We start from the raw sequence: 18,592 nt of genomic DNA on the forward strand, positions 1-18,592 counted from the left end.
GCAGCGGGGTCACAACCGGCGGTTGTTGACGTCTCGGGCCGCGATGCCGTCCAGCCGCTCCCCCGGAGTCAGATCGGACGGGTCGAACCAGAAGATCACCACCTTCTGGTCTCTGCTCCATCTGGCCAGCCGGGCGGCGACCTCCCGGCCGTCCACGGTGCCGATGATCCGCTGGGCCGGGCCGACGAAGTAGCCGAAGGTGGGCACCGGCGCGGTCGAGCCTCGCGAGTCGTAGCCGATCTGATGGAACCCGGGACTGCGGTCGGCCCCCTCCACGTCGTTGACCAGCAGGTCCGTGGTCAGCCTGCCGTCCGGGGCACGACGGCCGGCGGCCAGCCCGATGTCCACCCCGGGCTGGCGGGGCACCGACACCTGGACGAGGTAGTACACCCGCTGGTCGGCGCCGTGCCGGATCCCGCTGTCGATGACCTGACCCAGCGGCGACACCCTGCGGTCCACCGCGGTCGGCGGCGCGGTCCAGGGCGGGATCGGCGTCGGCGAAGAGCCGGCAGCCGACGGCGCGGGGACGGCCGCGACCGGCGGCGGACGCTCGACCGTCGGCGGGTCGCCCGGTCGGACGCCGACCACCAGCACGACGACGGCGGCCAACCCGACCGCCAGTGTCGCCGCCCCGGCCCCGGCGACCCGACGACGGATCCGCAACCGCCGCCCCTCGCGCATGACGGACGCCAGGTCGAGGGTCGCTCCGGGGCGCTCGGTCGCCCGCATGGCGTGACGGAGCCGCTCCAGCTCGCTCATCGGCACACCTCCTGACTGTCGGCCACCCGCGGCCCGGTGGCGCGCAGTTTCTCCAGCGCCCGCGAGCTGGTGCTCTTGACCGTGCCGACCGAGATGGCGAGTTCCCGGGCCACCTGCGCCTCGGGAAGGTCGAAGTAGTAGCGCAACACGACGATGGCCCGCTCACGGGGGCTGAGTGCGCCGAGGATGGCGGTCAACCAGCGCCGGGTGGCGACCTCGTCGGCCACGTCGTCCCGCCGCTGCTCCGGGATCTCCTCGGTCGGGTACTCCCGGATCGGGCGCCGCCACCCGTCCACCAGGTGGTTGACCAGGATGCGGCGGGCGTACCCGTAGGCGTCGTCGTCGCGGACCCGGGACCACGACGCGTAAGTGCGGACCAGGGCGGTCTGCGCGGCGTCCTCGGCCTGGTGGTGGTCTCCGGTCATCAGGAACGCGGCGTGCACCAGCCGCGCGGACGCCGCCCGCGCGAACTCCACGAACTCCGCGTCACCGCGCGCCACGCCGAACCCTCCCCCATGCCACAACGTTACGGACGGGCGAGGGCCACGAAAGGTTGAGTCTCCGAGAGATCAACTTTTCGGCCAGGTCACCCGTCTCCTCTCCCGCAGCGCCACAGACCGGCGCGCGAGGGGAGAGAAATGTCGACGAAGGCTACCCGCCGGAGGCACACGGCCTGCGCGGCGTCGCTGCTGGTGGCGCTGCTCACCGGCTGCGGCCTGCCGGCGTCCGGGCGGCCCGCGGTCGGCCCTGCCACGCCCGACCCGACCCACGGTGGGCAACCGCCCGCGGCGGGACCGGCCACGACCGGGCGACCGGCGGGAGCCGCCGGGAGCGCCGGTGTCGCGCCCGCGCCGGCCGTCGCGATCAGTTATCCCGCTACCGGCGGCAACCGCTGGTCGGTGGCACCTGCGGAGACGACGCCGGGGGGCGGCGACAGCGGCCGGCTGTTGCGGTACCGGGTCGTCGTGGAGCGCGACATCCGTGGCCTACCGGTCACCGACGTCGCCGCGTCGGTCTCCGCGACGCTGAACGACCCACGCGGGTGGACTGCCGGCGGGGCCTGGCGCCTGCGCCGGGTGGGCGCTGGCGCACCGGTCGACTTCACCATCTACCTGGCGACCCCCGGGACCCGCGACGCGTTGTGCCAGGACGTTCCGGACGGCTACACCTCCTGCCGCAACGGCGACCGGGTGGTGCTCAACGTGGCACGCTGGGTCGAGGCGGTGCCGGGCTACGGCGCCGGCCTGGCCAGCTACCGGCAGTACATGGTCAACCACGAGGTCGGGCACCGGCTCGGCCGGGGTCACGAGCGGTGCCCCGAGCGGGGCCGGCCGGCGCCGGTGATGCAGCAGCAGACGCTGGGGTTACACGGATGCGTGGCCAACGCCTGGCCGTACCCGCGCGGGGTTCACTACAGCGGGCCGATCGGGGCGTACCACGACGAGATCCCGCCGCGCGAGGGCGCCCGGCCGGCTCGCTGAGCCCCCACCACCCTCAGGGTCGGCGGCCGCGATCCTGATCGAGCCGCTCGTCCAGCCGGCCCAGTTCGTAGATGGCGTTGAGGTTGGTCGGCAGCCGGCTGATGTTGTCCGGCACCGGGCCGGGATCCGGCGTGGGAGCCGGCGTCGGGGCCGGTGCCGAAGCGCCGGCGACGGCCGGGGTGCCAGCGGTGCGCCGGCGAAGCAGGAGCATCAACGCCAGCACCGCGAGGACACCCGCGACCAGGAAGTAGTACGCGGGCACCAGCGGCCAGCCGCCCCTGGTCGGGGAGGCGAGCGTCGGCGGGGCGACCGGGGCGTCGCCCTTACCGTTCGGCAGCGGCACCGCGGCCGCCCGGTCGCCCCGACCGCCGGAGTGGCGGTCGGGCGCGGCGGACGCCCCGGGTGGCCGGGACCCGGCCGACGATCCGGCGGGCGTGGGGGCCGGGGCGGGCACCGCCGGGACCGACGGGTCGGCGGCCGGCGGCGGGCTCGGCGTGGGTCTGGGCGTCGGCGACGTACTCGGGGTGCTGCTGCCGCCGCCGAGCAGGTCGTCGACGATCTTCCCGACGCCACCGAGGAGTCCACTGACCGGGCCGGGGGTGGCCGAGGGCGACGGCGACGGCGTGGGCGTCAGGGCGAGGGTCAGCATGAGCGCGACGACGGCAGGCATGGGTCCACCTCGGATGGGTCGATGTGCCAGGCACGGTACCGCAGCGCGTGACGCGTGGGTGACCCGACGTCGCAGGGCGGAGGACGTGGTGTCGCGCGTCCTCCGCCCGAAGTGTCCGAACTGGTCAGACGAGCAGCCCTCCGACCTGAGTGTTGACCCAGGACCGGATGGACGGCAGGTCCACGTAGATGGACGGGCCGGTCGCGCAGGTGGAGTTGTTGTTGCCGGCGCGGCTGGTCGCGCCGATCAGGTTCCACGCCCCGTTGACCCGGCGCACCTGCGGACCACCGGAGTCGCCGTAGCAGGCGCCGGAGGTGCCGTTGGTGTTGTTGGTGCAGATCTCGTACGGGCCGTTGATGCCGGAGCACCGACTGTCGGCCACGATGGACGTGTCCAGCTCGTTGGCCACCGCCGGGGCAGACCCGCAGCCCGGGCGAGCGCAGGTCTGGCCCCAGCCGATGATCCGGGTGGCGGTGCCGACCGCGCCGGAGGTGGTGGGGATCGGAGCCGGCGCGTAGCTGACCGAGCTGGCCAGTTGCAGCAGCTTGACGTCGACGCTCGGGTGGTTGACCGCGCGGGTCACCCGGACCACGGTCCCGCCGCTGGTGCGGTTGACGCTGCCCACCCGGACCGAGGACGGCGTCGAGCAGTGCTTGGCGGTGACCGCCCAGTTGGCCTTGATCAGCGTTCCGGTGCAGCCGGAGACGTACACCATGAACGGGTAGTTCTCGTTGGCCGGCCGGCCGCCGACCACCGTCGGCCCGATGTCCGAGGCGCCACTCCAGGTGTACGTCGTGCTGGCCGGCGGGGCCAGGGTGCCGGCGAACAGCGAGTTCACCCGGGACGCCTCAGCCGCGCTGGGGTTCGCGTTGCGGCAGGAGACCGGGGCGCTGCTGCCGGACATCAGGTCGGAGCAGAGACCGGTGCGCCGGTCGGGCAGGCCCAGGATGTGGCCGAGCTCGTGGGCGGCGATCCGGTTGCGGTCGTAGCCCTGGTTGACGGCCGTGCGACCCATCCAGATCCGTCCCGAGCCGAGGCCGGTCGGCTGCGCCCGGGGCCAGCCGTCGTCGACGTAGATGGTGATGCTGGCCGGGGTGCCGGGCTGGAGCCGGACGGTGCTGACCCGGCTGTTCCAGATCTGCGCCGCCTGGTCGAAGTTGGTGCGGAACTCGCCGGTCCGGCTCGCGTCGTAGTAGACGGTCCGTACGGCGGCAGCCGGTGCGCCGGTGGTGAGCTGCACCCCGGCTGCCGCCAGGGTCGCCACCAGCACGGCCAGCGCCGTACGCAGCAGTTGTCGTCGGAACATCACGCACTCCCCTGCGGTCGTCCGGCGACCACCGGCCGCCGGTCATCGATGCAGGTCGATGTTAAAGCGATGGCGGTCAATGTACGGCATAGCGGAACCGTCATACCGCTTCCGCGCGAGCGCCGTGACTGAGGGCGGGCCGGTCGAGGAACACGACGGTCACGCCACTGCGGGTCAGGGGGCGTCCGCGCCGCTGGCGGCGATCAGCGTCTCGGCCGCGGTCGTACGGGCGTAGACCACGAAACGTCCGGCCCGGTGGGCACCCACCAGACCGGCGTCGCGCAGCGCGCTGAGGTGCTGCGACACGGTGCCTTGCGTGAGCCCGCAGCGATCGGCCAGCTCCAGGGTCGAGGCCGGCACCGCCAACTCGTGCAGCAGCGTGGCGCGCGTTCGACCCAGCACCCGCGCCAGACCCCGCCCGCGCGGGACCGGATCCCGCTCCCAGAGTGTCGCCAACGCCCGAGCGGGATAGCGCAGCACCGGCTGCCCTGGCGAGCCGAAGTTGGACCAGACCCGGGGGCCGGTGAAGATCGACGGGACGAGCAGCAGGCCCCGCCCGTCGAGTCGCACCGAGCCGGTCAGCACGATGTGATCCACCCGCAGCGTGTCGGCCTCCAGTCGGACGTACGGGTCGAGGTGGTTGAGCAGGCCGTGCACCCCGTCGGTAGCCATTCGCTGTGCGCCGAGCAGTACCTCGCGTTCCAGCAGGGTGCGCATCCGGGGCCAGTAGGGCGCGATGGCCACGTCGGCGTACGCCTGGATCACCTCGGCCAGCCGGGTCAGCCCGGCGACCGGATCGGTGTAGAGCGCGGCCAGCCGTGCCGAACGGGGGCCGGTCAGCGCGTCGAGACCCGCCCGCACCGCCTCGGGTGGGCTGGCGACGAGAGTGGCGAGTTCCACGTCGAGGGTGGGCTGCGAGGTGGCCGGGGGCGGGCAGACGAAGGGCGGAATGACCAGTGTCGGTATCTGCACCAGGTCGGCGAGGAGCCGCCAGTCCAGCCCGGCCAGGCGGGGTCGGACCCGCCCGGACCAGGGCAGGTGCTCCGGGAACAGGTGCGGCTGCTTGACGACCCGGACGCTGGCAATCACCTCCCACAGTGACGACACCGCGAACCGGGTCATCGCCAGATCCCGCGCTTCCAGCCCCACCAGCATCATTTGGTGCCCCCCGACAGATTCGGCGAGGATCAAATCTATCGGTCCCGCTCGCTGCGGCCGGCACCGTGGGCGGCATGACCACCGCCCCGACCACAACCGCCCTCGACCACCGCGCCGGCCCCTGGCCCCGCTCCTTCCGGCTGCTCTACGCCGCCGCCCTCGTCGACGGCATCGGCTTCCACGTCAGCCAACTCGCCGTGCCGGTGCTCGCCGTGTCCCTGCTGGCGGCCACTCCCGGTCAGGTGGGGCTGCTCGGCGCGCTGAGCACGGCCGCCTTCCTGGTGATCGGCCTGCCGGCCGGGGTCTGGGTCGACCGGTTGCCCCACCGTGCGGTGCTGGTCACCGCGGACCTGACCCGGGCGGCGCTGGTCGCGTCCGTGCCCGTGGCGTGGTGGGCCGGTTGGCTGAGCATCACGCAGCTCTACCTGGTGGTGCTGCTGACCGGGGTCGGCACCGTCTTCGCCGACATCGCCGCGCAGAGCTACCTGCCGGAACTGGTCGGCCGGAGCCGCCTGGTGGCGGCGAACTCCCTGCTGATGAGCACCAACGCGACGATGCAGATCGCCGGGCGCGGCATCGGCGGGCTGGTCGTGCAGGCGCTCACGGCGCCAGTCGCGATCGTGCTGGACGCGGTGGCCTTCGCGGTCTCCGGGGCGATCCTCTCCCGGATCCGCACCGACGCACCCCGCCGGCTCCCGTCCCGGGCTGCGGGCGGCTTCGCCCGGCAGCTCAGCGTCGGGGTCCGGCACGTGGCCGGCAACCCGCTGCTCCGCCCGCTCGCCCTCTCGACCGCGAGCATCAACCTGACCATGCAGCTCACCACGATCATGCTGCCGGTGGTCTTCCTGCGCGAGCTGCGGCTGGGTGCCGCCGTCCTCGGCCTCTTCCTGGGCGCGGGTGGGGTCGGCGCCCTGCTCGGCGCGCTGAGCGCGCGCCCCCTCGCCGAGCGGATCGGTCACGGTCGCGCGCTCTGGCTGCCCGGTCTGCTGGTCGCCCCGCTCGGCGGGCTGGTCGCGCTGATCGACACCGGGCCGATGCTCTGGCTGGCCGCGTTCGGCTGGCTGGCATTGGCCTGGCGGACCGGAGTCGGCAACGTCATCGGGGTGAGCCTGCGCCAGGGCAGCACTCCGGACGCGCTGCTCGGTCGGATGAACGCCGCCTTCCGGTTCCTGCTCACCGGGGCGCTCACCGTCGGCGCGGTGGCCGCCGGCCTGCTCGGCCAGTACGTCGACGTCCGCACGGCACTGGTGGTCGGCGCGGTCGCCAACGGACTGACCTGGCTTCCGGTGTTCTGCTCGCCACTGCGCACCCTGCACCGGCCGCCGGTGACCGACTGACCCGCACCGTCCACGGTGCCACCATCGACCGCTGTTACGTGGCTGTTACGCCGCAGCGAAGTGGCCGTGCCGGTACCGGAGCACGGTCGCATCGGAGGGTCACCGGCATCGCCGCCGCGACGTGGCCCCCGACCATCGGACGGAGGCACCACGATGAGGATCAGGAGCGCATTGACGGCGCTGGCGGTCGTGCTCGCCGGGCTGGTCGCCGGCGCGGGCAGCGGCGCCACGGCGAGCACCACCATGGCGGCGACCGGATCGCCGTACTGCGGGATCACCTGGGGCAGCGCGGACAAGGCGGCCGGCGCGCTGAGCAGCTCCCCGCTGATCGAGGTACGGACCGGCCGACACGACTGCTACGACCGGGTGGTGTTCGAGTTCGCCGGCCCGGTGAACGGCTACTCGGTCGGCTACGGCGAGACGTGGACCGAGGGCGAGGGGCTGGCACTGTCGCCGTACACGGCCGGAGGCGCCCTGCTGCGGGTCTCGCTGCGGGCACCGGCGTACGACGAGGCCCACCTGGGCACCGTGCCGTACCGGGTCGGTGAGCACGCCGCGAACCTGCTGCGTTACCCGACGCTGCGCGACGTCGTCTTCGGCGGCAGCTTCGAGGGCTACACCACCTTCGCCGTCGGCGTACGGGCCCGACTGCCGTTCCGCACGTTCGTGCTGGCCGGCCCCGGCGGGCACAGCCGGATCGTGCTCGACGTGGCGCACCAGTGGCAGGAGTGACCGGCACGGTGTCGGGGGTCCGGCCGGGCCCCCGACACCGACCGTTCCGCCAGGGCTGCGCACCGTCGCGGCGGGTCTACCCTCAGGTGGTGGAGGGCCGCGTGCTGGTGGTCGAGGACGATGCCTCCATCCGGGAGGTCACCGCCCTCGGTCTGCGCCGCGCCGGCTTCCGGGTCGACACCGCCGTCGACGGGCGGCAGGCCCTGGCGGCGTGGCGGGCCCACCCGGTCGACCTGATCGTCCTCGACGTCATGCTGCCCGGCCTGGACGGCCTGGAGGTCTGCCGGGAGATCCGGCGCACCAGCCAGGTGCCGATCCTGATGCTGACCGCGCGCACCGACACGCTCGACGTGGTGGTCGGGTTGGAGTGCGGTGCGGACGACTACCTGCGCAAACCGTTCGACCTGCCCGAGCTGGTGGCCCGGGTCCGCTCGGTGCTGCGTCGGGCGAGCGCGCCGGTCGCCTCCAGCACCATCGAGGTCGGCAGCCTCCAGATCGACCCGGGCAGCTTCGTGGTGCGACGGGACGGCCGGGAGGTGACGCTGACCGCCACCGAGTTCCGCCTGTTGCTGGAGCTGGCCCGCCGGCCAGGCCAGGTCTTCACCCGGGAGCTGTTGCTGGACCTGGTCTGGAACCACAGCTTCCTGGGCGACTCGCGGCTGGTCGACGTTGCGGTGCAGCGGCTGCGCGCCAAGGTCGAGGACGATCCGGCGCACCCACGGCTGGTCCGCACCGTGCGCGGTGCCGGCTACAAGCTGTCCACGGGCTGACGGGAGGTCGGCGATGGCCGGACGCGCGGTGCCTCCGGGCCGCCTGCGGCGCCGACTGACGATCGCGTTCGTGCTGGTCGCCGGGGTCTCCGCCGGGCTGCTGGCCGGTGGGGCGGGTCTGCTGCTGCGGCAGTCCTGGTTGGACGCCTCGCTGCACCAGGCCGCCGCCGACGCCCGCTACCAACTCGTCCTCGCCGGGCAGTTCCTGCCGCTGACCGACCAGCGCAGCACCGAGCTGCTCACCAGCTTCGAGGGCAGCGGCCGGCACGTGGTGCTCGTCGACGGCCCGGCCCGACCCTCGCACTCGGCGTACGCCCCGACCCTGGGCACCCGACTGCGAGCCACCGTCGCGGACGGACAGCTCGGCTACCAACGGTCCGCCCCGGCGGAGCGGCCCCGGCTGCTGGTGGTCGGCGGACGCATCCCCGGCTCGACCGCCGAGCTGTACGTGATCACGGTCGAGGACGACATCGCCGCCGACCTGGGTCAGCTGCGCAACGCGTTGCTGGCCGGCTGGGTGCTCGTGGTGCTGCTTGCCGCCGGGGTGGGGCACGCCCTGGCCCGTCGCACGCTGGAGCCGGTGAGCCGGGCCAGTCGGGCAGCCCGTGCACTCACCGAGGGTCTGCTCGCCACCCGCCTGCCGGTGCGCGGGCGCGACGAGTTCAGCGACTGGGCGGCGTCGTTCAACGAGATGGCCGAGGCACTGGAGTCGAAGATCGCCGCGCTGTCGGCGGCGCAGGCCCGGGAGCTGCGGTTCACCGCCGACGTCGCGCACGAGCTGCGTACCCCGGTGACCGCACTGGTGGCCGCGGCCTCGCTGCTGCGGGAGCACCTCGACCAACTGCCGGACGACGCCCGGCCGGCCGCACGGCTGTTGGTCGGCGACGTGGTCCGGCTGCGCCGGCTGGTCGAGGACCTGATGGAGATCTCCCGGCTGGACGCCGGGCGGGAGCGGCCAAGCGTCGAGCCGGTCGACGCGCCGGCGCTGCTGCGCGCGATCATCGGGGCGCGCGGCTGGTCGGAGCGGGTGGTGGTCACGGCCGACCCGGTCGCGCTACACACCGACCCGCGCCGGCTGGAGCGGGTGCTGGCCAACCTGGTCGCCAACGCGGTCGAGCACGGCGACGGCGAGATCCGGGCCACCGTGGCCGGGGCAGGCCCACTGGTCGTCTTCGAGGTCACCGACCAGGGGCCGGGCATCCCGGCCGAGCACCTGCCGCGCCTGTTCGACCGGTTCCACAAGGTCGACCCGTCCCGCTCGGCTCCGGGCAGTGGGCTGGGGCTGGCCATCGCCCGGGAACACGCCGCCCTGCTCGACGGGGTGCTGAGTGTGCGCAGCGAACCGGGCGCCGGCACCCGGTTCCGGCTGGAGCTGCCGGCCCGCGGGCCCCACCTCGGCGACGCCGGGAGGTGGCCCGCCGTCGCGCAGGCCGACGAGCGGTCCAGAGGCCACGCCGACGAGCACGCCGAGGGCGGGCGCACGGCGGGCACGGCTGCGGGCGGTGCGGGATGAGCCGGCGCCGTGCGGCCGCGGTGACCGCACCGATGCTCATCGCCGCGCTGCTCCTCGGCGGGTGCGGCACCCCCCGCTCCGGTGATCTCGGCCCGGCGCCCACCGCGGCACCGTCGAGTGCGGCACCCACCGGGTCCCCGGGGGACCCGACGCCCACCCCGCCGGCGGAACCGCCACCGTCACCCACCAGCGGTCCATCCCGCCCGCCGCCACCGGCCAGCACGAGCACGCGCCAGCCGGCCACGGTGACCATCGAGCTGTGGTACGTCCGGTCCGGGCAGCTCGTCCCGACCCGGCGGACCCGACCGGCCACCGTCGCGACGTCCCGACTGGCGCTGACCGAGCTGGCCGCCGGGCCCACGCCGGCGGAGGCCGCCACCGGGCTGACCACCCTGCTCCCGGCCGGCGTCGAGGTCACCCGGATCACCGACGGCGTGGCGACGCTGCGGCCCGTCCCGTCCGCCGACGACCCGGCGGGGCGCAGGCGGCTGCGCGAGGCGCAGGTGGTGTGGACGCTCACCCAGTTCCCCACCGTGCGGCAGGTCCGCTTCGGCGACGGGCCCCTGGTGGACCGTTCCGACTACTCGGGCCTGCTGCCGCCGATCGTGGTCACCGGACCGAGCGTCGGCGAGCGGGTCGGCGCCCCACTCACCGTCACCGGCACCGCCGACGTGTTCGAGGCCACGGTCAGCGTCCGGGTCCTGGACGCCGCCGGCCGGGAGGTTGCCGCCGGCTTCGGCACCGCCAGTTGCGGCAGTGGCTGCCGGGGCGCATACCGCGTGGTGGTCGGCTGGCGCACGGCCCGGGAGCAGCGCGGCACCATCGAGGTGTACGAGGTGTCCGCGCGCGACGGCTCACGGATCAACACGGTGGCCGTGCCGGTGATCCTCGCGCCCGCCGGGACCTGAGCCCGCACCGCCACGACCCCTCGCCCACGATCCGGTGAAGTACCGTCGCGTTCATGATCGAACGGGTGAGGGTCGCGGTGGCGGGTGTTGGTAACAACACGTCAGCGTTGGTGCAGGGGATTTCCTTCTATCGACAGACCGGCAGTCTGGTTGGTATCCGCCGGCCGGTCATCGATGGCCTCGGCGTGGACGACATCGACTTCGTCGCCGCTTTCGCCATGTCCGAGGGCAAGGTTGGCAAAGATCTGACCGAGGCGATCTTCCTGCCACCGAACAACTTTCCCCGTCTCGCGGCCGACCTGCCGCCGTCGGGTGTCCCGGTGACCAGGGGCCTGGTCGACGCCAGCGAGGTCGATCGTGTGGCGGCGGCGTTGACCGGGGCTGAGGTGCTGCTGTACTCGGCACCCAGCGGCCGCCCGGATACGGCCAGGGCCTACGCCGAGGCCGCCTGCCGGGCAGGCGTCGCCTTCATCAACACCACATCTGACGCGATCGGCCGCGATCCACTCTGGATCGATCGTTTCGAGGCGGCGGGTCTGCCGTTGCTCGGTGACGATCTGGCCAGCCAGTTCGGCACGTCGGTGGTGCACAACGCGCTGCTGCGGTTGCTGGAGGAGCGGGGTCTCACCCTGGCCAGTTCCTATCAGGTCAACCTGGGCGGTACCGAGGACTTCCGCAACCTGGCCGAGAACTCCAACACCAAGAAGCAGTCCAAGCTCAACGCCCTGTCGGCGGCGGACAAGGTGGAGATGGCCCCATTCGGGTATCTTTCGCAGCTTCGGTCGGAGAAGGTGGCACACCTCGGCATTGAGGCGCAGGGGTGGGGTGAGACTGCGGTGAGCCTTGACGTGAAGCTGAAGGTGCACGACCCGAGTGGCGCTGCCGGCGTCAACATCGATCTGATTCGCATCGCGGCGAGCGCGCTCCGCGATGGGCGCGGTGGTTATGCCACCGAGGCGTCGCCTCTGCTCAAGTCCCCGCCGGGCACGGCGATCTGACCGGGACACCTGCCGGACACCGGGCGGAAACGTAATCGTTTCGTCAGCCCGGTGCGACGCAGCTCATAAAACGCTGCACGATCACCCAACCGCGAACTAGGGTCAGTACGACATCGTTTCGCGGGGGGTCGGAATGCTTGGCGGTCAGCAGGTGGGCGCGGGCGCCGGGGTGCCGGCTGCCCGGGGCGCCCGATGCTCCGACAGCGACCTGTTCGCCGTGGTCATCGAGGTGCTGCGCCAGGTCGGCTTCGACCGGTTGACCATCGACGCCGTCGCCGCCCGCGCCCACGTCAGCAAGGCCACCATCTACCGGCGCTGGGACGGCAAGACCGAACTGGTCGTCGCCGCCCTGCGCCACCGGCAGGTGGGCGTACACAACCCGCCCGACACCGGCTCACTGCGCGGCGACCTGATCGAGTTGCTGCGCGCCACGGCCGCTGTCTGCGCGGCCGACTGCGACCTGATGCAGGCGTTGGCCTTCGCCATGCGGACCAATCCCGAGCTGGAACGCCTGGTCCGCCACCAGGTGCTGCCCGCCGGGCGGGTGGCCAGCACGGCCATCCTGGTCCGCGCCGCCGCCCGGGGCGAAATCCCGCCCGAGGCCGGTGAACGGGAGCTGTTCCACGAGCTGGCGCCCGCGCTCTCCATGTCCCGCATCGTCGCGTCCGGCCTACCCGCCGATGACGCGTTCCTCACCCAGGTCGTCGACCAGGTGCTGATTCCGGTGCTCCGCTACCAGCCCGACCGCCCGTCTCAGGCCTGATCCACACCAGCAACATGCACACGGAAGGCTTCACCATGCCCGGAACTACCTCGACCGCCCCCGGTGCGCCCGGCGCCGGGACGTCGATAGGCGCGCCGCACCCGAAGCGCTGGATCGCGCTGGCGATCATCGCGATCTCGCAGCTGATGGTGGTCCTGGACGCCACCATCGTGAACATCGCGCTCCCGCAGGCCCAGGCCGACCTCGGCATCAGCGACGCGAACCGGCAGTGGGTGATCACGGCCTACACGCTGGCGTTCGGCGGCCTGCTGCTGCTCGGCGGCCGGATCGCCGACTACTGGGGCCGCAAGCGGACCTTCCTGGTCGGCATGACCGGCTTCGCGCTGGCCTCCGCGCTGGGCGGTCTGGCCACCACCGGCGGGATGCTCTTCGCCGCCCGCGCGTTGCAGGGCGCCTTCGGCGCGCTGCTCGCCCCGGCCGCGCTGGCTCTGCTCACCGTCCTGTTCACCGAGGCCACGGAGCGCGCCAAGGCGTTCGCGGTGTACGGCGCGATCGCCGGCGGTGGGTCCGCGGTCGGCCTGCTGCTCGGTGGGGTGCTCACCGAGTACGCCGACTGGCGCTGGTGCCTGCTGGTCAACATCCCGGTCGCCGCGGTCGCCATCGCCTTCGCCCTACCTCTGGTGCCGGAGAGCCGGGCGCACGGCAACACCCGCTACGACGTACCCGGCGCGGTCGTCGTCACCGCCGGCCTGGTCTCCCTGGTGTACGGCTTCACCAAGGCCGCCGAGGACGGCTGGGACGCCGCCGCGACGCTCGGTTTCATCGCCGCCGGTGTGGCGCTGCTCGCCGCCTTCGTGGTGATCGAACTGCGCTCCAACCACCCGCTGCTGCCGATGCGGATCATCCTGGACCGCAACCGGGGCGGTGCGTACCTCGCCTCGACTCTGATCGGTGCCGGCCTGTTCGGCGCGTTCCTCTTCCTGACCTTCTACTTCCAGGTGGTGCTCCAGTACAAGCCGCTGGAGGCGGGGCTCGCCTCGCTGCCGGTCACCGCCGGCGTGCTGATCGCGGCGGGTGGGGCCAGCCAGTTGATGCCACGGGTGGGTGCCAAGCCGCTGATGGTCGGCGGTGCCGTGCTCGCCGCCGCGGCCATGCTGCTGCTGACCCAGATCGACGTGGACACCTCGTTCCTCACCCACCTGCTGCCCGCCCAGGTCATCCTCGGCATGGGCCTCGGGTTCACGTTCGTGCCGCTGTCCAGCCTCGCCCTGGTCGGGGTGCCGGAGCACGACGCCGGCGCGGCCAGCGCGACGCTCAACGCCACCCAGCAGATCGGCGGCTCGCTGGGCACCGCGCTGCTGAACACCATGTACACCAGCGCGGTCGCCGCGTACCTGGTCGGCCGGGCACCGAACCCGGTCAACCAGATCGAGGCGCTGGTACACGGCTACAGCGTGGCGTTCGCCTGGGGCGCGGCGCTGATCGTGCTCGCCGGACTGGCCACCCTGATCCTGGTCAAGGTGCGCAAGGAGGACGTCCCGACCGGTACCACCGTGCACATGGGCTGAGCCGACCGCCGTCGCCGGCCGGCCTGCTCCGACCCGGAGTGGGACCGGCCGGCGGCGGCGTCCGGTAGCGTCCCGACCATCACCGAAAATCCGTTGAGGAGACAAATGTCCACGGCTGCCGACCAGATCATCAGCGCTCTGCGCGCGGGCCACGAGGAGCTCGCCACGCTCGTCCGGGACCTCAAGGAAGACGACCTGCTGCTGCCGTCGGGAGCCAGCGAGTGGCAGGTGTCCCAGGTGCTCAGCCACCTGGGCAGCGGCGCGGAGATCAACCTCGCGACGCTGACCGCGGCTCGCACCGGCGCACCCGGCCCGGACGGCGACTTCAACCGCGGCGTCTGGCAGCACTGGGACGCGATGGCCCCGGCCGAACACGCCGCCGGGTTCCTCGCCGCCAACGAACGCCTCGTCGGGGCGTACGAGGCGCTGGACGCCGAGCGCCGGGCCTCGCTGCGGATCGACCTCGGCTTCCTGCCGGACCCGGTCGACGTCGCCACCGCGGGGCGGTTCCGGCTCAGCGAGTTCGCCCTGCACCAGTGGGACGTCGAGGTGGCGTTCAACCCGTTCGCGGCGGTGACGCCGGAGGCGGTGCCGCTGCTGCTCGACCAGGTCGGCGGCATGCTGGCGTGGACCAGCCGCCCACAGGAGCTGGCCGGCCGGGAGGCCACGCTGCTGGTACGACTGCAGGAGCCCGAGCAGACGTACGGGCTGCGGCTGGGCGAGCGGATCGAGCTGACCGACGCGCCGCGGCAGCCGGACGGCGAGCTGACCGCCCCGGCCGAAGCGTGGCTGCGGTTGGCCACCGGGCGGCTGGGTTCCCAGCACACCCCGGACGGGGTGCGGGTGGCCGGCCCGGTGAGCCTGGACGACCTGCGCCGGGTCTTCGCCGGCTTCTGAGGAGTTGCCGCGCGGGCCGGTCATCCCGGCCCGCGCGGCCCGTCGGCACGGTCAGCCCTTCACGCAGACCACCTGCTTGAGGTGCGCCACCACCTGCACCAGGTCCTCCTGCTGGGCCATCACCTCGGTGATGTCCTTGTACGCGCCGGGGATCTCGTCGACCACCCCGGCGTCCTTCCGGCACTCCACGCCAGCGGTCTGCGCGGCCAGATCTGTGGTGCTGAAGGTGCGCTTGGCCTGCGCCCGTGACATCCGCCGCCCGGCCCCGTGCGAGGCCGAGCAGTACGCGTCCGGGTTCCCCCGACCCCGCACGATGTACGACCCGGTGCCCATCGACCCGGGGATGATGCCCAGGTCGCCCCGGCCGGCCCGGATCGCGCCCTTGCGGGTGACCAGCACGTCCACGCCGTCGTAGCTCTCCTCCGAGACGTAGTTGTGGTGACATGAGATGGGCTCGTCGTAACCGACCTGCGGGAAGTGCTCGCGCACCACGCCGCAGAGCAGGGCCAGCATGACCGCCCGGTTGCGCCGCGCGTACTCCTGCGCCCACCACAGGTCGCGCCGGTAGGCGTCCATCTCCGGCGTACCGGTGAGGAACACCGCAAGGTCCCGGTCGGGCAGGTCGACGTTGTGCGGCAGCCGTCGCGCCACCCCGATGTGCCGCTCGGCCAGCTCCTTGCCGATGTTGCGCGATCCGGAGTGCAGCATCAGCCACACCCGTCCCTCGTCGGCACCACCCTGCTCCAGGCAGACCTCGATGAAGTGGTTACCCCCGCCGAGGGTGCCGAGCTGCCGCTGGGCCCGGGTCTCCAGCTGCGCCACCCGCCGGTCCAGCCCGGCGAACCGGCCCCAGAAGTCGTCCCAGCCGGCCTGCTCCAGACCACGCACCCGGCGCGGGTCGACCGCCTTGTCCCGCTGGGCGAAGCCGACCGGGATGGTGGCCTCGATCGCGGAGCGCAGCCCGGCCAGGTCGTCCGGCAGGTCGGCGGCGGTCAGCGAGGTACGGACCGCCGACATGCCGCAGCCGATGTCCACGCCGACGGCGGCCGGCGAGACGGCCTGCCGCATGGCGATGACCGAGCCGACGGTGGCGCCCTTGCCGAAGTGCACGTCCGGCATCACCGCGACGCCCTGCACCCAGGGCAGCGCGCCGATGTTGCGCAGCTGCCGGGCGGCCTGCGGCTCGATGGCGTACGGGTCGGTCCAGACCCGGACCGGTGCCCGGGTGCCGGCGAGGGGGGTGAATCCCATGGCGGTCTCCTTGTGTCGTGCCGGCACCAGCATCGCGCGGGGTGACCGGAAATGATTGCGCGCCAGACGGCCGGGCGCGGAAGCTCGTCGGATATGAAAAGGCCGCCCGACCCTCAGTGGGTGGGCGGCGGCGTCTGACGCGCTGGCGTCAGGGGTGACGCCGCCCCAACTGCCGGCCCTGACCGGGCTGGCCGAGACACCGGTACCGCGCGCCCGAGGGCAACCCGGCACCGGCACCTGGCGTGCGCCAGGTGGCTTTGGTGCGGTTGCGCTGCGACACGGCGTACTCCCCGGGCTCTGATCGGTTGACCTTGCGCCGATGACGCTAGGCGGGCCGGGACCGGTCCGCAATGGATATTGCGGCCGGCCCGGCCGCGCCCGCTACCGGCCGCCGACGACCCGGCGGGCGACCGCCAGCAGGTACTCCTTGCGGTCCAGCGGGTTGTGATCCCAGCGGAGTCGGGTGGGAGCCGGGCCGCGCACCGGCCGGTACCGGTCGAACGCGGTCTCCAACACGCCCTCGCCCCGGGTCAGCGCCGGAAGCCGGCGCTCCAGCGCGTGTACCCGGCCCGCCGGGATCTCCCCCTCCACCAGGTACGACGTGCCCTGGCCGGTGGTGTTGGTCGGCACCGCGTCCAGCCGGGCCAGCGCGGGAAGCAGGGTGCCGAGGATGTCACCCGGCGCCTCCAGCCGGAATCGGTGTACCGGCTCGTGGACCCGGGTGCCGGCCCGGGTGAGCGCGGCCATCAACACCAGCGGGGTGAGGTTGCGGAAGTCTCCCGCCGTGCTGGACATGCTCTTGTCGAAGGTGCCGTGGGAGTGGCTCTGCCGGGCCCAGTAGCCGGCGTGGGTCATCGTCACCTCGCAGTCGGGGACCTGCCAGCCGTGCGGTCCCTGACGCAGCGTCCGGTGCACGGTCTCCTCGACGGCGGCGAAGAAGGCCGGCGGCATCGATCCCAGCTCGACGCCGAGCCGGAAGCTCACCCCGGCCCCGGCCGGTGCGGGGGCCACCCGCAACCCGACGGTGGCCAGGAACGGGTTGGGCGCCACGGCGATCACCTCGACCGCCGCGCCGACGCCGCACACCCGCTCCACGTGCACCGTGCTGCTCTCCCGGAAGGTCACCGCCACTCCGAAGTCGTCGGCCAGGGTGGCCTGGATGACCTCCTTCTGCACCTCGCCATAGAGCGAGAGGGTCATCTCGTGCTGCCGGTCGTCCTGCCGCAGGTTGATCAGTGGATCCTGCTCGGCGAGCTGGCTCAGCGCGGCGTGCGCCGCGACCCGGTCGGCGGGCCGGGCCGGGACCACGACGGTCTCCAGAGTCGGCGGCGCGAAGTGCCGGTCCCCGTCGGCGCGCTCGTGGGGTGCGCCGACCGGGTCGCCGATCCGCGCTTCGGTCAGGCCCCACAGCCGGGCGATGTGGCCCGCGCCGACCGACGCCGCCGCGACGTCGGCGACGTCGGCGACGACGCGTACGGCGGTGACCAGGGCCGCACCGGCCGCGCCGACGCGGATCCGATCACGCACCCGGATCGTGCCGGCGAAGAGCCGGACCAGGGCGATCTTCTCCCCCGCCGGGCCGCGCTCGATGGCGAAGACGGTGCCGGAGACCGGGGCGTCGGCGTCGCCCCGAACCGTGGGCAACAGCTCGGTAATGCCGGCGATCAGCGCATCCACCCCGGCGCCGGTGATCGCCGAGCCGGCAAACACCGGATGGACCAGCGCCCGGCCGGTCCAGACCGCCAGCGCCCGGCGCAGCCGGGGGTACGGCAGTGCCGAGGTGTCCGCCACCCAGTCGGCGAGCAGCGCGTCGTCCTGCCCGGCGAGCAGGTCGAGCAGCCGGTCGGTGAACGTGTCGTCGGCCGGGCCGTACGGCGTGCAGTGGGCGTCCCGGGTGCCGGGCGCCGCCACCGAAGCCATCGCCACCACGGACGGGGTCAGCCTCTCCGCGACGGCCCGCAGCACCCGATCGGGGTCGGCCCCGGCCCGGTCGACCTTGTTCACGAAGATCAGCGTCGGGATGCGCAGCCGGCGCAGGGTGCGCATCAGCACGCGGGTCTGCGGCTGGACCCCCTCCACCGCGGAGATCACCAGTACCGCGCCGTCGAGTACGCCGAGCACCCGTTCGACCTCGGCGATGAAGTCCGGGTGCCCGGGGGTGTCGATCAGGTTGACGGTCACGTCGTCCACCACGAAGGAGACGACGGCGGAGCGGATGGTGATGCCGCGTTGTCGTTCCAACGCCAGGGAGTCGGTGCGGGTGCTGCCCGCGTCGACGCTGCCGATCTCGTCGAGCACACCGACGTCGTGCAGCAGTCGCTCGGTCAGGCTGGTCTTACCGGCATCGACGTGCGCCAGGATGCCGAGGTTGAGGGTTTTCACGCAGCGTCATGTCCTTCGGGTCGGTGACAGGTCCCTTCTGGTCGGACATCGACGCAGCGCGCATTACTACTCCCTGAAGGTTGGTGGCGGTTTCGGGTAGTTCAGCAGGCGGTCGCGGCGCCGGGCAACCGATTAACC

General features: G+C 73.1%; 17 protein-coding genes and 1 pseudogene. 10 read left to right on the forward strand and 8 right to left on the reverse strand.

The genetic code is table 11. From position 1 onward, the window contains the following. Window positions 1-9 precede the first annotated feature (9 nt). Both OG990_RS13220 and OG990_RS13225 read right to left on the reverse strand, forming a co-directional pair. On the reverse strand, window positions 10-759 hold the full coding sequence (locus OG990_RS13220; protein ID WP_406080678.1) for a hypothetical protein: 750 nt from the start codon (window positions 757-759) through the stop codon (window positions 10-12). Continuing rightward, window positions 756-1,259, reverse strand: coding sequence for a SigE family RNA polymerase sigma factor (locus OG990_RS13225; protein ID WP_406080679.1), 504 nt, complete (start codon window positions 1,257-1,259; stop codon window positions 756-758). Before OG990_RS13225 ends, OG990_RS13220 begins: the two co-directional genes overlap by 4 nt. Before the next feature lie 138 nt (window positions 1,260-1,397). On the opposite strand from OG990_RS13225, the gene OG990_RS13230 reads away from it, so the two are divergent. Beyond that, entirely contained in the window at window positions 1,398-2,240 is an 843-nt protein-coding gene (locus OG990_RS13230) for a DUF3152 domain-containing protein (protein ID WP_406080680.1), read from the forward strand. 13 nt (window positions 2,241-2,253) lie between these two features. On the opposite strand, the gene OG990_RS13235 is transcribed toward OG990_RS13230, so the two are convergent. The 4 genes and pseudogenes from OG990_RS13235 to OG990_RS13250 form a co-directional block, all read right to left on the reverse strand. Further along, a complete protein-coding gene (locus OG990_RS13235; protein WP_406080681.1) occupies window positions 2,254-2,910 on the reverse strand; it encodes a hypothetical protein in 657 nt (218 codons plus the stop codon). A gap of 124 nt (window positions 2,911-3,034) precedes the next feature. Further along, window positions 3,035-3,724 carry a S1 family peptidase gene (locus OG990_RS13240; protein ID WP_406081742.1) on the reverse strand — a complete coding sequence of 230 codons (690 nt, stop codon included), beginning with the start codon at window positions 3,722-3,724 and terminating at the stop codon, window positions 3,035-3,037. An 18-nt stretch (window positions 3,725-3,742) separates the two neighbouring features. After that, window positions 3,743-4,150: pseudogene (locus tag OG990_RS13245) on the reverse strand (snapalysin family zinc-dependent metalloprotease); the annotation flags it as partial. A 240-nt stretch (window positions 4,151-4,390) separates the two neighbouring features. Then, the gene (locus OG990_RS13250) at window positions 4,391-5,338 is read right to left on the reverse strand and encodes a DUF5937 family protein (RefSeq protein ID WP_406080682.1); all 948 of its coding nucleotides are present in this window, start codon (window positions 5,336-5,338) and stop codon (window positions 4,391-4,393) included. A gap of 110 nt (window positions 5,339-5,448) precedes the next feature. Here OG990_RS13250 and OG990_RS13255 point away from each other — a divergent pair, with 110 nt between their 5' ends. The 9 genes from OG990_RS13255 (at window position 5,449) to OG990_RS13295 (ending at window position 14,821) form a co-directional block, all read left to right on the forward strand. Beyond that, window positions 5,449-6,711 (forward strand): MFS transporter, encoded by a 1,263-nt coding sequence (locus OG990_RS13255; RefSeq protein ID WP_406080684.1) that lies wholly within the window; start codon window positions 5,449-5,451, stop codon window positions 6,709-6,711. A gap of 153 nt (window positions 6,712-6,864) precedes the next feature. Next, complete coding sequence (locus tag OG990_RS13260; protein ID WP_406080686.1) at window positions 6,865-7,443, forward strand: hypothetical protein; 579 nt, start codon at window positions 6,865-6,867, stop codon at window positions 7,441-7,443. An 89-nt stretch (window positions 7,444-7,532) separates the two neighbouring features. Next, complete coding sequence (locus OG990_RS13265; protein ID WP_328417342.1) at window positions 7,533-8,213, forward strand: response regulator transcription factor; 681 nt, start codon at window positions 7,533-7,535, stop codon at window positions 8,211-8,213. Between the two features lie 13 nt (window positions 8,214-8,226). Next, entirely contained in the window at window positions 8,227-9,726 is a 1,500-nt protein-coding gene (locus OG990_RS13270) for an ATP-binding protein (protein WP_406080688.1), read from the forward strand. Then, window positions 9,723-10,634 (forward strand): Gmad2 immunoglobulin-like domain-containing protein, encoded by a 912-nt coding sequence (locus tag OG990_RS13275; RefSeq protein ID WP_406080690.1) that lies wholly within the window; start codon window positions 9,723-9,725, stop codon window positions 10,632-10,634. Before OG990_RS13270 ends, OG990_RS13275 begins: the two co-directional genes overlap by 4 nt. Before the next feature lie 53 nt (window positions 10,635-10,687). Next, on the forward strand, window positions 10,688-11,632 hold the full coding sequence (locus OG990_RS13280; RefSeq protein WP_406080692.1) for an inositol-3-phosphate synthase: 945 nt from the start codon (window positions 10,688-10,690) through the stop codon (window positions 11,630-11,632). A gap of 133 nt (window positions 11,633-11,765) precedes the next feature. After that, window positions 11,766-12,395 carry a TetR/AcrR family transcriptional regulator gene (locus OG990_RS13285; protein WP_355613291.1) on the forward strand — a complete coding sequence of 210 codons (630 nt, stop codon included), beginning with the start codon at window positions 11,766-11,768 and terminating at the stop codon, window positions 12,393-12,395. A 35-nt stretch (window positions 12,396-12,430) separates the two neighbouring features. Then, window positions 12,431-13,924, forward strand: a complete 1,494-nt coding sequence (locus tag OG990_RS13290; RefSeq protein ID WP_406080694.1) for an MFS transporter — start codon at window positions 12,431-12,433, stop codon at window positions 13,922-13,924. A 105-nt stretch (window positions 13,925-14,029) separates the two neighbouring features. Next, the gene (locus OG990_RS13295; protein ID WP_406080695.1) at window positions 14,030-14,821 is read left to right on the forward strand and encodes a maleylpyruvate isomerase family mycothiol-dependent enzyme; all 792 of its coding nucleotides are present in this window, start codon (window positions 14,030-14,032) and stop codon (window positions 14,819-14,821) included. A gap of 51 nt (window positions 14,822-14,872) precedes the next feature. Here the strand turns inward: OG990_RS13295 and OG990_RS13300 are convergent, their stop codons facing one another. Next, window positions 14,873-16,072, reverse strand: coding sequence for an RtcB family protein (locus OG990_RS13300; RefSeq protein ID WP_386990896.1), 1,200 nt, complete (start codon window positions 16,070-16,072; stop codon window positions 14,873-14,875). A 381-nt stretch (window positions 16,073-16,453) separates the two neighbouring features. Then, window positions 16,454-18,454: a GTP-binding protein gene (locus OG990_RS13305; protein WP_406080696.1), complete on the reverse strand. Its 2,001-nt coding sequence runs from the start codon at window positions 18,452-18,454 to the stop codon at window positions 16,454-16,456. Window positions 18,455-18,592 lie beyond the last annotated feature (138 nt).

The sequence above is a fragment of the Micromonospora sp. NBC_00858 genome (assembly GCF_045207365.1).
Classification (GTDB): domain Bacteria; phylum Actinomycetota; class Actinomycetes; order Mycobacteriales; family Micromonosporaceae; genus Micromonospora.